This window comes from Glutamicibacter sp. ZJUTW, assembly GCF_008370855.1.
Taxonomy (GTDB): Bacteria; Actinomycetota; Actinomycetes; order Actinomycetales; family Micrococcaceae; genus Glutamicibacter; species Glutamicibacter nicotianae.
This window is the reverse complement of sequence record NZ_CP043624.1, coordinates 868,655-883,569: the sequence shown is the minus strand read 5'-3', so window position 1 is coordinate 883,569 and position 14,915 is coordinate 868,655. Positions and strand designations below refer to the sequence as shown.

Sequence of the window (14,915 nt, the reverse complement as noted above, 5' to 3'; positions counted from 1 at the left end):
AGTGAATGGAGTCACAACATCTTGTATTACGGATGTTGGGAAAACATGTCGCGTTTCAGGACTTCGCTGGCGTTCTCGGGCAGGTTCAGCATCGTTAAATGCCAGAGGCGGCATCTGCCCCCCCAATAAAGGACAGATGCCGCCTGGAAAAGCTCTTCAGGACCTACCGATGGCGGTGCAGGCGGCGAGCCGCTTCAGCCAGCGAACCCGACAGCGACGGGTACACGGTGAAAGTTTCAGCCACGTCGTCAACGTGCAGGCTGTTCTGGACTGCCAGTGCCAGTGAGTAGATCAGCTCGCTCGCGCGCGGTGCAACCACGACACCGCCGATGACGGTGCCCGAGCCCTTGCGGGAAACGATTTTCACGAAGCCCTGGTCCACGTTCATCATCTTGGCGCGGGCGTTGGTGTTCAGGTCAACCTTGATGATGTTGGCCTGGTACTTGCCCTCAGCCACCGCACGCTGGGTAACACCCACGGTAGCGATTTCCGGGGAGGTGAAGACGTTGGACGCCACGAGATCCAGATTCAACGGCTTGACCGAGTCGCCAAGCAGGTGCGCCACGGCAATGCGGCCCTGCATGGCTGCCACCGAAGCCAAGGCGAATACGCCAGTGCAGTCGCCGGTTGCGTAGATGTTGGTTGCGGTGGTGCGCGAAACGCCATCCACCTTGATGTGACCCGAGTCGGTCAGCTGCACGCCGGCTTCTTCCAGACCCAGGTTGGCGGTATTAGGGATGCCGCCCACGGCAACCAGGCAGTGGCTGCCTTCGAGCACGCGTCCGTCAGCCAAGGTAACCAGTACCTTGTCGCCCTGGCGCTCCACGCCTTCGGCGCGGGCCTGGGAAACAACATTGACGCCGTTTTCCTTGAAGGCGTCTTCCAGCACGCCCGCTGCGTCCGCATCCTCGCCGGGCAGCACGCGGTCGCGCGAGGAAACCAGCGTGACCTTGGCACCGAGCAAGTTGTAGGCCGAAGCGAACTCGGCACCGGTCACGCCAGAACCGACAACGATCAGGTGCTCAGGCACCTCGTTCATGTTGTAGATCTGGGTCCAGTTGAAGATCCGCTCGCCATCGGGCTTGGCGGTAGGCAGTTCGCGCGGGTGGGCACCCACGGCAATCAGCATGGCGTCTGCTTCGATTTCCTGCTCGGAACCATCTGGGTGCGATACCGCAACCGTGTGGTCGTCGAGCAGGCGGCCTTCGCCGATCACGATGCGCACGCCGGCGCGTTCAAGGGTGGTGCGGATATCCGAGGACTGCTCCTTGGCAAGGTCCAGCAGTCGGTGGTTCACCACCGAGAAGTCGGTGACGGCCGAGTCGAGTCCGTCAACGTGAACTCCAAAGGTTTCCGCGTGCTTCACGCGGCGCACCGCATCCGCCGTGGCAATCAGGGTCTTGGAAGGCACGACGTCGGTCAGCACCGCCGAACCGCCCATGCCTGCACGTTCCACGACGGTGACATTGGCACCCAACTGGGCTGCGCCCATGGCGGCTTCGTAGCCGCCTGGTCCTCCGCCGAGAATAACTAAACGGGTTGCTTCATTCCTACGATCTGCGCTCACAATCACCATTGTTCACCATGCCGGGTAATTGCGCACATCGAAGCACAATCCCGGAACGTGATTTTGATTCTGAAGCACTAGTTTCACCTGACAAAGCGCCCCGCTAGCGGTAGCGTATTTCCCGTGACTGATATGCAAAATGACCCACAGGTCCTGGCAGCGCAGGCTGCCCAGGCAATCGCCGAACAGACCGGCGTCGCAAAACACGACATCGCGCTGGTCCTGGGCTCCGGTTGGGGCCAGGCCGCCGAACTCATCGGCGAAACCACCCACACCCTGGATGCCACCGAAATTCCAGGCTTCCATGCCCCGGCCGTACCCGGCCACAAGGGCAGCATCTCCTCGATCCTGACCTCCACCGGCAAACGGGTTCTGGTCCTGGGTGCCCGCACCCACTACTACGAGGGACGCGGCGTCCGCGCGGTAGTCCACCCGATCCGCACCGCGGCGGCTGCCGGCTGCGAGCAGCTGGTGCTCACCAACGGCTGCGGCGGCCTGAATCCAGACTGGAATCCGGGCACCCCCGTAATGATCTCGGATCACATCAACCTGACGGCCACCTCCCCACTCGAGGGCGCGACCTTCGTCGACCTGACCGACTTGTACTCCTCGCGCCTGCGCGAAATTGCGCTCTCCGTTGATCCGACACTGGATCAGGGCGTGTACGCGCAGTTCACCGGCCCGCACTACGAAACCCCTGCCGAAGTGCAGTACGCCAAGACCATCGGCGCGGATCTGGTCGGCATGTCCACCGCGTTGGAAGCCATCGCGGCCCGCGACGCAGGCATGGAGATCTTCGGCATGTCCCTGGTGACCAACCTGGCAGCCGGCATCAGCCCGGTTCCGCTGAGCCACGAGGAAGTCATCGAAGCCGGCCAGGCAGCCGGTCCGCGCATCTCCAAGTTGCTGGCGCAGATCATCGCGAAGCTCTAGGCCTCGCGTACTTAGCGCACAGCAAGCAGTCAGTGTCCTTTGAAGGGAAATCAGTGAACCACACGCAGAAAATCCAGTTGCTTGACGCGGCGGGCCAATGGGCGGCCCAGGATCCCGATCCGCAAACGCAGGAAGAACTGCAACTGCTCATCCAGCGCGTCAACGACGGCGACGCGCTGGCCTTCGAGGACATTTCCGACCGCTTCAGCGGCGTGCTGGAATTCGGCACAGCCGGACTGCGCGCCGAATTGGGCGCCGGCCCGATGCGCATGAACCGCGTGGTGGTCATGCGCACCGCGGCGGGCATAGCCCGCTTCCTGGCCGAGAAGGCCAATGGCCAGTACACGCCCAAGGTGGTCATCGGATTCGATGCCCGGTTCAACTCGGATGTCTTCGCCAAGGATTCGGCCGGCGTCTTCGCCGCGGCCGGGTTCGAGGTGCTGCTGATGCCTTCGGCACTGCCCACCCCAGTGCTGGCTTGGGCCGTGCGCGAATTCAGTGCCGAAGCCGGCATCATGGTGACGGCCAGCCACAACCCTCCGCGGGACAACGGCTACAAGGTCTATGTCGGCGGGAAGATCACCGATGAGTCGGGTCGCGGAGCCCAAATCGTCTCCCCGATCGATGCGCAGATCGCTTCGCTGATCGACCACGGCCAGCCGGTGGCGCAGATCCCGCGCGCCGAAAACGGCTGGAAAGTGCTCCCCGCAGCCGGCGCAGAAGGCGACATCGAAGCAGCCTACCTGGCTTCCATCCGCCCGATTATCGACGCTGGCCAGCCGCAGGATCCAGCGCGCAAGAACCTGCGGATCGTGGTTTCGGCCATGCATGGCGTGGGCGGCCACACCATGCGCCAAGCCCTGCTGAACGCCGGATTCACCGACGTTCACATGGTTGCCGAGCAGGAGCACCCGGATCCGCTCTTCCCTACCGTGAAGTTCCCCAACCCCGAAGAACCCGGGGCCATCGACCTGTCGCTCGAGCTGGCCCGCACGGTGGGCGCAGATCTGGTGATTGCCAATGACCCGGATGCCGACCGCTGCGCGGCGGCGATCCAAGATAACGGCAGCTGGCGGATGCTGCGCGGCGACGAGGTCGGCTGGTTGCTCGGAGACCAGGTTTCCAAGACCTTGCCTGAGGGCAAGAAACTGGCCAATTCCATCGTGTCCTCGCGCATGCTGGCAGCCATTGCCAAGGATGCCGGACGCGAGCACGAGGAAACCTTGACCGGTTTCAAGTGGATTTCCCGCGTTGAGGACCTCGGCTACGGCTACGAAGAAGCCCTGGGCTACTGCGTGGCCCCGGATCTGGTGCGCGACAAGGACGGAATTTCAGCTGGCATCGTCCTGGCTGATCTCGCAGCGCAATTGAAGGCAGCCGGAAGCACCATTGCCGGCCGCCTCGATGAGCTGGCGGCCAAGCACGGCGTGCACGTCACCGACCAGCTCTCCCTGCGCTTCACCGATCTGGCGCAGATCCCCGCGCTCATGGACAAGATCCGCAACGACGCTCCGGCAACCCTGGGCGGCTCCGAGGTTTCCGAGGTCACCGACCTGTCCCAAGGCACCGAGAAGCTGCCGGCGACCAACGCCATGGTTCTGCATACGTTCTGCGGTTCCCGGGTGATCGTGCGCCCCTCGGGAACGGAGCCGAAACTCAAGTGCTACTTGGAAACCATTGAACCGGTCGATGATCCGGCCGAAGTCCCCGAAGCCCGCCAACGCGCAACAGCGAAGGTCCTGGCCATCAAGGAAGAATTGGCAGCTTACCTGAATGCCAACTAGGCTTACCCCTTCGAGACCTTCATTTGAAATGATTGAATTCTTTATTGTTAGAGGAAAAGATGACTGAACTAAGCGCCCGCGAGATCGCCAGCTACATCGACCACACCCTGCTGGCCCAGAATGCTTCCCGCGAACAGGTGGTGCAGATCTGCGACGAGGCCAAGAAGTACGGCTTCAAGTCGGTTTGCGTCAACCCTTTGTGGGTTTCAACCGTTTCGCGTGAGCTGGAAGGCTCGGACGTGCTGACCTGCTCGGTCATCGGCTTCCCGCTGGGTGCTTCGGCCACCGACACCAAGGTCTTCGAAACCAAGCACGCTGTTGCCGACGGCGCCAACGAAATCGACATGGTCATCGACGTTGCCGCCGCCCTGCGTGGCGATCGCGATGCCCTGGTGAACGAGATCTTCGCCATTGCGCAGGCTGCGCATGAAGGCGGGGCCATCTTGAAGGTCATCATCGAAACCTGCCTGCTCACCGAGGAAGCCAAGGTCCTGGCCTGCGAGGCTGCCAAGGCCGCCGGCGCCGATTTCGTCAAGACATCCACCGGTTTCTCCACCGGTGGCGCAACCGTTGAAGATGTGGCGCTGATGCGCAAGACCGTCGGCCCGGAGATGGGCGTCAAGGCCTCGGGCGGCGTGCGCAGCGTTGAAACCGCGCGGGCAATGATTGCAGCTGGCGCAACCCGACTAGGTTCTAGCTCAGGAGTTGCTATCCTAGAAGGAGAGCAAAGCGGTTCCAGCTACTAGGAATTCGCCCCCATCTGTTTCCCAAGGAGAAAAAGTGTACTCGAACGGCAAGAACACTGCCCATTCCGGTGAAGGCCGCCTTGTCGGCAATATCGTCAGCTTCGTGATCTTCTTCGTATTGTTCGCGGCTGGCGTTTACACCTTGGGCTACTGGACCCTTGAGGTTGCCTGGTGGCCGACCCTGGTCAGCTTCGCTCTGATGTTCTTGGCTTTCGCCATCCCGATGCACCTGATGGGTCGTGCGGAGAAGGCTGAGGATCTGGTTGCCGCGGCTAACGCCCACCAGAACTAGCTAGAGCTTTCCGAGAGAGGGAAACCCGACTCCGGGTTTCCCTCTCTTGGCGTTTAATCGCATTTCCTTGGCCTAGACTGGCCGGATGGAATCATGGGACCAACACATTGAAGAGTTCTGGAACTCGGTCGCAGGCAAACGCCCGGAACAGCTGCGCACCGAGCTGGCAGGTCTTGTCCAGGGCCGAGATCCGCAGGATCCGCGGGTGCTCTTCGAAATCGCTTCCCTGCACGACTATCTGGGCGAAGAAGAACAGGCGGTTGGCCCCTACCGGGCAGCGCTGGACGCCGGGCTGGACGCGCCGCAGCATGATGAAGCGCTGCTCCAGCTGGCCAGCACGCTGCGCAACCTCGGGCAGTGCACGCAATCCATTGAGCTGTTGCGGCAGATCCCATCCGGCTCGCCGATCTTCACCGACGCCCAGGCATTCCTGGCTCTGGCGCTGCACGATGCCGGCCAGCCCACCGAAGCCCTGCAGCTGGCGCTCAGCGCCATAGCGCGCCATGCCTCGCTCTACACACGGGCGATCAACGGCTACGCCGCCGAACTGGGCGCGCCAGCTGGATTAGAACAGCGCTAGCAAGCGTGGGCCAGCGGCCTGCCGGAAACGGCAGGATCCTGTCCCACGCGGTCAGCGACCGCCGCATCAGTCGTTCGCTGCCGGGGTCGGCTCGAAGATCGCGTAGAGCAGCTTCTCTGCCCATTCAAGGATCTCCCCGTCGGCCAGATCCCTGCCGCCGATTGGCGAGGTCTTCGGCTTCGGAATGAAGATCGAATTCAGCGCCGGCTTGTTCGCAGCCCCCGGGTACAGGCGTTCCAAGCGCACCTGGCGCGAAGCAGGCAGGTCCTCGATCTTTGCCGGGGCCAGCTTGATGTGGTTGCCGATCTGCTGGATATCATGCAGTCCCACGGCACGCGCACGGATGCGCAGGGCCGCCACCCGCATCAGGTTCTCCACCGGAACCGGCAGCTTGCCATAGCGGTCCACCAGCTCATCACGGACCTCGGCGAGCGCCTCGTCGGTCTCGGCCTGCGCAATGTTGCGGTACGCTTCCAGGCGCAACCGCTCGCCTGGTACGTAATCGTGCGGCAGGTGGGCATTGACCGGCAGGTCGATCTTCATTTCGGTGGCTTCTTCCTCGCCCTCCCCCTTGTAATCGGCCACGGCCTCGCCGACCAGGCGCAGGTACAAATCGAAGCCCACCCCGGCGATGTGCCCGGACTGCTCGCCGCCGAGCAGGTTGCCGGCTCCACGCAGTTCCAGGTCCTTCATGGCCAGCTGGTAGCCCGAACCCAGCTCGTTGTGCGCGGCCACAGCCTTCAGCCGCTCCAGGGCGATCTCGCCCAGCGGCTTCTCCGCATCCCATAGGAAGTAGGCGTAGGCGCGCTCGCGGCCACGGCCCACGCGGCCGCGCAGCTGGTGCAGCTGGGACAGGCCGTAATTATTCGCCCGGTCGACGATCAGCGTGTTCGCGTTGGAAATGTCCAGGCCCGTTTCGATAATGGTGGTGGAGACCAGCACATCGAATTTCTTTTCCCAGAAGTCCTGGATGATCCGTTCAAGCCTTGATTCGCTCATCTTGCCGTGGGCCACCTCCACGCGGGCTTCGGGAGCCAGTTCGCGCAGTTCGGCCGCCACCCGTTCAATGGAGCTGACCCGGTTGTGCACGAAGAACACCTGGCCATCGCGCATCAGCTCGCGCTTGATGGCAGCGGAAATCTGCTTGTCGCTGCGCGGACCCACGTAGGTCAGCACCGGATGCCGCTCTTCTGGCGGGGTGGCCAGGGTGGAGGTTTCGCGGATGCCGGTCAGCGACATCTCCAAGGTGCGCGGGATCGGGGTGGCACTCATCGCCAGCACGTCCACGTTCGTGCGCATCTTCTTGAGCTCTTCCTTGTGCTCCACGCCGAAACGCTGTTCCTCGTCGATGATCACCAGGCCCAGATTCTTGAATTCCACGTTCTTGCTCAGCAGGCGGTGGGTGCCGATGACGATATCCACACTGCCGTCCTTCAGCCCGGCCAGGATCTCCTTGGATTCCTTGGCAGTCTGGAAGCGCGAGAGCGTCTTCACGCGCACCGGGAACCCGGAGTAGCGTTCGGTGAAGGTCTGGTAGTGCTGGGAGGCCAGCAGCGTGGTGGGCACCAGCACGGCCACCTGCTTGGAGTCCTGGACCGCCTTGAACGCGGCGCGCACCGCAATCTCGGTTTTGCCGAAGCCCACGTCGCCGGAGATCAGCCGGTCCATCGGGATTTCCTTCTCCATATCGGACTTCACCTCGTTGATGGCGGTGAGCTGATCCGGAGTCTCGATGAAGGCGAAGGCTTCCTCCAGCTCGTTCTGCCACGGGGTGTCCTGGGCGAAAGCGTGGCCGCGGCTGGCCATGCGAGCCGAGTACAGCTTGATCAGGTCGCCGGCGATCTCCTTGACCGCCTTGCGGGCCTTGGATTTGGTGCTGGCCCAGTCCGAGCCGCCCATCTTGGACAGGGTCGGCGCTTCGCCGCCGACATACCGGGTGACCATATGCAGCTGGTCCATCGGGACGAAGAGCCGGTCCCCCGGCGCGCCGCGCTTGGAGGAGGCGTATTCCACCACGAGGTATTCGCGCTTGGCGTCCTTGCCCGAGCCGTTGACCTTGCGGGCCATGAGCTCAACGAACTTGCCGATGCCGTGCTGCTCGTGGACGATGAAGTCCCCCGCTTCCAGGCTCAGCGGGTCAACCGCATTGCGCTTGCGCTTGACGGTGAGCTTGCGGCCCTTGCGGTTAGGGTAGGCGCTGGAGCGGCCCAGCAGGTCTGCTTCGGTGAGCAGGCCCAGTTTGAGCTCCTCGAAGACGAACCCTCGGCCGGCGGTGGCCTGGGTGATCTCGATCAGACCGGCGGTTGGCTCGGCGGACAGGTCATCCACGCGGTGCGCTGGGATCTTGAATTCGGCAAAGAGCTCGGAGAGGCGGGCAGCCGGGCCCGGTCCCTCGGTCGCCACGACAAAGCGCCATTGGTCCTTGACCCGCCCGGCAATGAATTCCATCATCGCCTCGATGTCGCCTTGGTAGCCGTGCGGTTCGCGGGCCAGCACGCGGATGGTCGCGGCACCCAGATCCAGTTCGTCATCGGCGCCCAGTGAGGTGATCGCCCACCAGGAGACCTTGGCGGCGCGTGCGTGCTCCACCGTTTCGGCCAGCGAGGCGAAGTCGCCGGTGGCCAGCTTGCGTTCAGACCCGGCGGTGGCCAGATCCAGCGGGGCGCTGGCCCCATCCGAGGCCGAGGCCCACGCGGCTGCCAGGAACTCGGCGTTGGTGGCATTCAGGTCCTGGGCTCGGGCGCGCACCCGCTCTGGTTCCATGACCAGCGCGATGGAGGATTCGGGCAGCAGCGAGAGCAGCGGCACCATCTTGTCCACCAGCAGCGGAGCCAGGGATTCCATGCCTTCCACGGCGATGCCGCCGGCAATCTTGGTGAGCATTTCCTGGGCGGCCGGGAACTGGTTCTTCAGGTTCGCGGCCCGGCTCATCACCTGCGGGGTGATGAGCATTTCGCGGCAGGGCGTGGCGATGATCCGCGTAGGCCCGGGGTCATCGGTGGAGCGCTGGTCTGCGATGGCGAAGTAGCGCATCGAGTCGATCTGGTCGCCGAAGAAGTCGATGCGTACCGGATGGTCCAGCGTCGGAGGGAAAACGTCAATGATGCCACCGCGCACAGCGAACTCGCCGCGGTGCGTCACCATGTCCACGCGGGCGTAGGCGGCGGCCGCCAGGTCCTTGATGACGTTGTCGAATCCCGGCTCGGCGTCCAGTTCCAGTACCACCGGGCGCAGTTCGCCCAGGCCTGCGACCAAGGGCTGCAGCACAGCACGGATTGGCGCGATGATGATATTCAGGCTCTCGTCCCGGTCGTGCAGCCGGCGCAGCACTTCCAGCCGGCGGCCCACGGTATCGCTGCGTGGCGAAAGACGTTCATGGGGCAGGGTTTCCCACGAAGGGAATTCGGCGATTTGCCCTGCCGGGAGGAAGGCGCCCAGGGAGCTGGAGACCTCTTCCGCCTCGCGGCCGGTCGCGGTGACGATCAGCGTCACGCCCGGATGCTCGCTGCGGCTCAGTGCCTGGCTGATGTGCGCCGAGAGGATGGGGCGCATGCCCTGCGGGGCGGCGATTTCCAGTTCTTCGCTGCGTGCATGGTAGTCATGAGCGGCGCTTTGCCCAATGCGCCTGAAGGAAGGTTCTTCGCGCAGGAAATCATGAAGTCCGCTTAGGCTCATGGGGGTTCGGGTCCTCTCATGCAGACGCTTGGCTCGGTGCTTTCGTGCGGCGGTGCGCCGATATGACACCACGAGCGCCGGCCGTCGATGATTATCCACGGCCGAAACGTCAATATGTTGTTTTGGGTGCAGTCCTAGCCTACCCAATGCGCCTTTGCGGATAGGGTTAATACTGTCCGTCGCCGGGCCTGCACTTTTGCTGCCCGGCCACTTAGATTTCCAGATTGGGATTAGCTTTCATGGCATTGAACGCAAGCACTCAGATCGCCCACCCTGCAGACCAGGTCATCGCAACACTCAGCGATCGCGGCTTTGCCGAGCACCTGACCAAGGTGGCAAACGGTTCCCTGACCGACTTCTCCGTGAACGGTGACACCGCCGGCGCCTTCACCGTGACCACCGTTCGTTCGGTCCCCACCGATCGCGTCCCGGATATCGCCCGCAAGTTCGTTGGCGCAACCATCGAGATCACCCAGGTGGACCAGTGGACCGCCCCTGATGCTGCCGGCAACCGCTCGGCCACCGTGAAGATCTCTGTTGCCGGCGTTCCGGTGAACGTTAGCGGCACCGAGCAGCTCACGGCGGAGGGCGAAACCTCCGAATTCTCCATCGATGCCAAGGTTTCTTCCTCGATTCCGTTCATCGGCGGCAAGCTGGCTTCGGCTGCGGAGCCATACCTTGGCAAGGCACTGAATTTGCAGGCAGCCCAGGTCGATGCCTGGCTCTCGAAGCAGGCCTAGCGAATAGTTACGCAACAGCTTAATCCCCGGACGTGCGATTTCTCGCAATACGTCCGGGGATTTGTGCTCTGGAGCACTGTTCGCGCTAGTGTTGATGGCAGGTGTGCCGGGAAGTCTGGTCGGCGAGAAATATTCATTAACGAAGTAAGCGAGTTAAACGCATGAGCCAAACTCCGTCTTCGGGTTCCGGCAAGAACCTGTTTTCGCGCCCCAGCTATAACGAATCGGTCCGTATCGGCGACATCCTGCGCAAGGAAACCGTCGGCGGCATGGTTCTCATCGCCGGCGCCCTGCTGGCCCTGGTCTGGGCCAACACCCCGCTGCGCGACTCCTATTTCGCACTGCGCGATTTCCACTTCGGTCCAACCCTGTTCGGCGTGGACCTGAATCTGTCCATCGGCCACTGGGCCGCCGATGCGCTGCTGGCGGTGTTCTTCTTCCTGACCGGCTTGGAGCTGAAAAAAGAATTCGTCATTGGCGATCTGCACAATGTGAAAACTGCAGCAGTTCCGGTCGCCGCCGCTTTCGGCGGCGTGCTGGTGCCGGCGTTGATCTTTGTCGCCATCGCGTCCATGTCCGGTGGCGGCGAGCTGCTGCGCGGCTGGGCCATCCCGACGGCAACCGACATTGCCTTCGCCGTGGCGGTCCTCGCGGTGATCGGCTCGGCGCTTCCTGCTGCGCTGCGCATCTTCCTGCTGACCCTGGCTGTCGTCGATGACCTGATCGCCATTGTCATCATCGCCGTCGTGTTCACCGACGATCTGAACTTGTCCTACCTGGGCCTGTCGCTGATCCCCATCATCCTGTTCACGGTGCTTGCCCGTACCCTTGGCAAATTCTTCGCCAAGCGGGCGTGGGCCGCGTGGGTCATCTTGCTGCCTTTGGGCATCATCACCTGGATCTTCGTCTTCGGTTCTGGCATCCATGCCACGATCGCCGGTGTGATCCTGGGCTTCTGCGTCCCGGTCAAGCGCACCGATGGCCGCGAAGGCATCGGCCTGGCCGAACGATTCGAACACCGGTTCCGCCCGCTGTCCTCCGGCTTCTGCATCCCGATCTTCGCCTTCTTCGCCGCAGGCGTGACTGTAATTTCCCCTGATAAGGGCAGCGGTGGCCTGCTCACTGATCCGGTGTTCTGGGGCATCGTGCTGGGTCTGGTGCTCGGCAAGCCGATCGGCATCATGGGCTCGACCTGGGTGCTGACCAAATTCACCAAGGCCTCGCTGGACAAGGACGCGCGCTGGGGCGATCTCTTCGGCGTCACACTGCTGGCAGGCATCGGCTTCACCGTTTCCCTGCTGGTTTCCGAATTGTCCTTCGGGCTGGAGTCCGCGCACTATGAGCACGCAAAGGTAGCGATCCTCGCCGGATCGTTCCTTGCCGCGATCCTCGGCGCCCTGTGGCTGATTCCGCGCAACCGCCGCTACAAGGCCCTGCACGAGCAGGAGACCCGTGACGACGACAAGGATGGCATCCCCGACGTATACCAGCAGGGCGACGAAGCGAACTAGTTTTTTGAACTGCTGAGGATACAGCTCGGGCGCCGGCTTTCAGATGTGAAAGCCGGCGCCCTATCTATTTGGTTGTGTTGCTACTTGCGCGCTTCATGCATGGCGACCTCGGCGGCCACCCAGGCGAGCATGGCGCACTTGACGCGTGCGGGGAACTTGGAGACGCCGACAAAGGCGGCGGCGTCTTCCAGCACGTCCTCATCAGGCTCGAAGTTTCCCTTGGAGCGCATCATCTCGCGGAAATAGTCCCGCTTTCCAAGGAATTCTTCCTTGGTCAGTTCCGGCAGCATCTCGGCCAGCACCGATGCCGAGGCCATGGAGATGGAGCAGCCATCTCCTTCCCAGCTCATCGAGGTGAAATGGTCCTGGTCATCGAGCTCGACGCGGACCCGGATCTGGTCGCCGCAGATCGGGTTGTGCTGATGCGATTCACCGTGCACTAGCCCTTCGGTGTGCTCTACCAGCGGCGAACCGATCCGGCGTTTCGAGTGGTCCAGGATGACCTGCTGGTAGAGCTGATCCAATTCGTTCATTTAGACTCCAAAGTATTCGCGCACGGAGCCCAAGGCCTCAAGCAGGGCCTTGATGTCTGCTTCCGTGTTGTACAGGTAGGTGCTGGCGCGGGTCGTGGAATTCACGCCCAGGGCGCGGTGCAGCGGCTGCGCGCAGTGGTGGCCCACGCGCACCGCGATGCCGCGCGAATCCAGGTACTGGCCGACGTCGTGCGGGTGCACGCCGATCACTTCAAACGGGACTGTACCGATGCGCTTGGCATCGGCCGGGCCGAAGACGCGCACGCCCTCGATCTTCGAGATGCCCTCGTAGAGCATCGCGCCGAGGTGCTCTTCCCAGGCGGCAATCCGGCCCATGCCGATTTCATCCAGGTAGGCAACGGCCGTGGCCAGACCGTGGGTCTGGGCAATGCGCTGGGTACCGGCTTCGAAGCGCTGCGGCGATGGCATGTACTCCGCATGCTCCATGTCCACCACGGTGATCATGGATCCACCGGTCAGGAATGGTGGCATGGCGTTGAGCAGTTCTTCGCGTCCGTAGAGTGCGCCAATGCCGGTTGGGCCGAGCATCTTGTGGCCTGAGAAGGCCATGAAGTCCACGTCCAGGGCCTTCACGTCGACCGGCAGATGGGGCACGGACTGGCATCCGTCCAACACCGTCAAGGCGCCGACATTGCGGGCGGCATCAACGAATTTCTGGGTATCGGTGATGGTTCCCAGCACGTTGGACACGTGGGTGAAGGCCACCAGCTTGGTGCGTTCGGTGACCAGTTCATCGAGCAGGTCGTAGCGCAGCGCTCCGTCTTCGGTGATCGGCACGTAGCGCAAGGTGGCACCGGTTCGGAAGGCCAGTTCCTGCCATGGGATCAGGTTCGCGTGGTGTTCCAGTTCGGTGGTGAGGATTTCATCGCCCGGACCCAGACGGAAGCGGGCTGCAGCTTCTCCCCCGCGGCCCAGGGAGGCATTGGACATCGAGTAGCTGATCAGGTTCAGCGCTTCGGTGGCGTTCGCGGTCCAGACCAGTTCGTTGGTGCGTGCACCGATGAACTTGGCCACCGTCTCGCGTGCCTGCTCATAGATTTCGGTCGCTTCAACTGCCAGGGAATGCGCACCGCGGTGCACCGCGGCATTGGCGTTCTCGTAGTAGTGCTGCTCGGCTTCGTAGACGCAGCGCGGCTTCTGGCTGGTGGCGCCGGAGTCCAGGTACACCACGTCAACGCCGTTGACTTGGTGCTCCAGAATTTCAAAGTCGGCCTTGATGCGCTCAACTTCTCCAGCTGTCAACGCTTCAAGTGCTTCTGGCTGACCGGTCATCGTGTGCACGTGGTCCTCCGAATAATTGTCTTGGATGCCTGGCAGAACGCGGAATCAAGTAATCGGCGACCTATTAGGCAAGGGGTACATTGGGTAATTATTCCATTCTGGGCCTCGAAGCACATCTAAGTCAGGCCTTAGTAAGGAACGCCTCGCTACATGGCATTCCCAATTTTTAACGAGAGGAGGACCGCTGCGAACTGGTCCAGTCCGCAGCGGTCCCCCGCTTCACCGCTCCCGCCAGGGGCAGCGATCAGCTGATATGGAATTTTGCCTGGGCGGCTTCCAAGCCCGAGGTCATCAGCAATTCCACTGCGTCAGCGCAATTGTCGACCAGGAACGGAAGATCCGCCTTCTCGGTCTTTGAGAAGTCTTGCAAAACCCATTTGGCGGTATCCATGCGGCCCGGAGGACGTCCAACGCCTGCGCGCACGCGCAGATAATCCTTGGAGCCCATGGCCTTTGAGATATCGCGCAATCCGTTATGCCCGCCTTCGCCGCCACCGCGCTTGAGCTTGATGGTGTCGAACGGAATATCGATCTCGTCATGCACGACGATCAAGCGGTCCACTCCGATTCCGAAGAACTTCGCGGCATTGGCTACCGGCCCGCCCGAAAGGTTCATGTACACCATGGGCTTGGCCAGCACGATGCGCGGACCGCCAACCCCCATGCGCCCCTCGACCACTTGGGAGCGCGAAGAGTGGGTCTTGAATTTCGAGCCGACGCGATTGGCCAGCTCGTCGAGCACCATCTGCCCGATATTGTGCCTATTGCCAGCGTAGCCGGACCCGGGGTTCCCGAGTCCGGCTACGAGCCAAGTTCCATCACTCATGATGCTCAGCTGAAACCTAGGTCGCTGGAATTAGGCAGCGATGATCAGGTCCAGGTGATCAACGGTGCGGTTCAGCGCGTGGATCTGGATGTCCTTGATGGTGGTCTTGACGGTCTTGCCTTCGATGTTCAGAACCAGCTCAACACCGCGGTCGCGAACGGCCAGGGTGGTTTCGCGGCCTGGCAGCAGGACGTGCTGCGGCTCGGAGCCTGCGCCGTAGACTACAGCTGGGATTTGGCCGTCGCGGCGAGCCTGGCGGGCAGCGCCCTTGCCGAAATCGGTGCGTACAACGGCGTCAAGGTTGACAGATGCCATGATGATTCTCCTTAGGAAATGGTTGCTTCGTTCAGGCCCTTGCGTGGACTCGGGAAGCAACCAACATCTAGAGATGAAAGAGCTTTTCCGGCCTTGTCGATAACGGTCCCA

Annotated in this window: 12 protein-coding genes and 1 pseudogene; 7 read left to right on the top strand and 6 right to left on the bottom strand. The window is 62.5% G+C overall.

Features of this window, described 5'->3' with window-relative positions; translation table 11 throughout:
- Positions 1 to 163: 163 nt before the first annotated feature.
- Complete coding sequence (locus tag F0M17_RS04185) at positions 164 to 1,576, bottom strand: NAD(P)H-quinone dehydrogenase (protein WP_073706651.1); 1,413 nt, start codon at positions 1,574 to 1,576, stop codon at positions 164 to 166.
- A gap of 123 nt (positions 1,577 to 1,699) precedes the next feature.
- Here F0M17_RS04185 and F0M17_RS04180 point away from each other — a divergent pair, with 123 nt between their 5' ends.
- From F0M17_RS04180 to F0M17_RS04160, 5 genes are all read left to right on the top strand, one after another.
- Positions 1,700 to 2,500, top strand: coding sequence for a purine-nucleoside phosphorylase (locus tag F0M17_RS04180; protein WP_149597701.1), 801 nt, complete (start codon positions 1,700 to 1,702; stop codon positions 2,498 to 2,500).
- Positions 2,501 to 2,553: 53 nt separating this feature from the next.
- Entirely contained in the window at positions 2,554 to 4,284 is a 1,731-nt protein-coding gene (locus tag F0M17_RS04175; RefSeq protein WP_149596487.1) for a phospho-sugar mutase, read from the top strand.
- Positions 4,285 to 4,343: 59 nt separating this feature from the next.
- A complete protein-coding gene (deoC, locus tag F0M17_RS04170) occupies positions 4,344 to 5,030 on the top strand; it encodes a deoxyribose-phosphate aldolase (protein ID WP_073706649.1) in 687 nt (228 codons plus the stop codon).
- Between the two features lie 34 nt (positions 5,031 to 5,064).
- On the top strand, positions 5,065 to 5,322 hold the full coding sequence (locus tag F0M17_RS04165; protein ID WP_149596486.1) for a hypothetical protein: 258 nt from the start codon (positions 5,065 to 5,067) through the stop codon (positions 5,320 to 5,322).
- A gap of 85 nt (positions 5,323 to 5,407) precedes the next feature.
- Positions 5,408 to 5,902, top strand: coding sequence for a tetratricopeptide repeat protein (locus F0M17_RS04160; protein WP_149596485.1), 495 nt, complete (start codon positions 5,408 to 5,410; stop codon positions 5,900 to 5,902).
- 66 nt (positions 5,903 to 5,968) lie between these two features.
- Here F0M17_RS04160 and mfd read toward each other — a convergent pair whose 3' ends face one another.
- The gene (mfd, locus tag F0M17_RS04155; RefSeq protein ID WP_149596484.1) at positions 5,969 to 9,577 is read right to left on the bottom strand and encodes a transcription-repair coupling factor; all 3,609 of its coding nucleotides are present in this window, start codon (positions 9,575 to 9,577) and stop codon (positions 5,969 to 5,971) included.
- 239 nt (positions 9,578 to 9,816) lie between these two features.
- Here mfd and F0M17_RS04150 point away from each other — a divergent pair, with 239 nt between their 5' ends.
- Positions 9,817 to 10,317 carry a DUF2505 domain-containing protein gene (locus F0M17_RS04150; RefSeq protein ID WP_149596483.1) on the top strand — a complete coding sequence of 167 codons (501 nt, stop codon included), beginning with the start codon at positions 9,817 to 9,819 and terminating at the stop codon, positions 10,315 to 10,317.
- 161 nt (positions 10,318 to 10,478) lie between these two features.
- Positions 10,479 to 11,828 carry a Na+/H+ antiporter NhaA gene (nhaA, locus tag F0M17_RS04145; RefSeq protein ID WP_168201946.1) on the top strand — a complete coding sequence of 450 codons (1,350 nt, stop codon included), beginning with the start codon at positions 10,479 to 10,481 and terminating at the stop codon, positions 11,826 to 11,828.
- Between the two features lie 80 nt (positions 11,829 to 11,908).
- Here nhaA and sufU read toward each other — a convergent pair whose 3' ends face one another.
- The 4 genes and pseudogenes from sufU to F0M17_RS04125 form a co-directional block, all read right to left on the bottom strand.
- Positions 11,909 to 12,361, bottom strand: a complete 453-nt coding sequence (gene sufU / locus F0M17_RS04140; RefSeq protein WP_149596482.1) for a Fe-S cluster assembly sulfur transfer protein SufU — start codon at positions 12,359 to 12,361, stop codon at positions 11,909 to 11,911.
- A complete protein-coding gene (locus F0M17_RS04135; protein WP_149596481.1) occupies positions 12,362 to 13,654 on the bottom strand; it encodes a SufS family cysteine desulfurase in 1,293 nt (430 codons plus the stop codon).
- A 253-nt stretch (positions 13,655 to 13,907) separates the two neighbouring features.
- Positions 13,908 to 14,489 carry an aminoacyl-tRNA hydrolase gene (gene pth, locus F0M17_RS04130; protein WP_149596480.1) on the bottom strand — a complete coding sequence of 194 codons (582 nt, stop codon included), beginning with the start codon at positions 14,487 to 14,489 and terminating at the stop codon, positions 13,908 to 13,910.
- Between the two features lie 42 nt (positions 14,490 to 14,531).
- Positions 14,532 to 14,804 (bottom strand): annotated as a pseudogene (locus tag F0M17_RS04125) (50S ribosomal protein L25); the annotation flags it as partial.
- Positions 14,805 to 14,915: the final 111 nt, after the last annotated feature.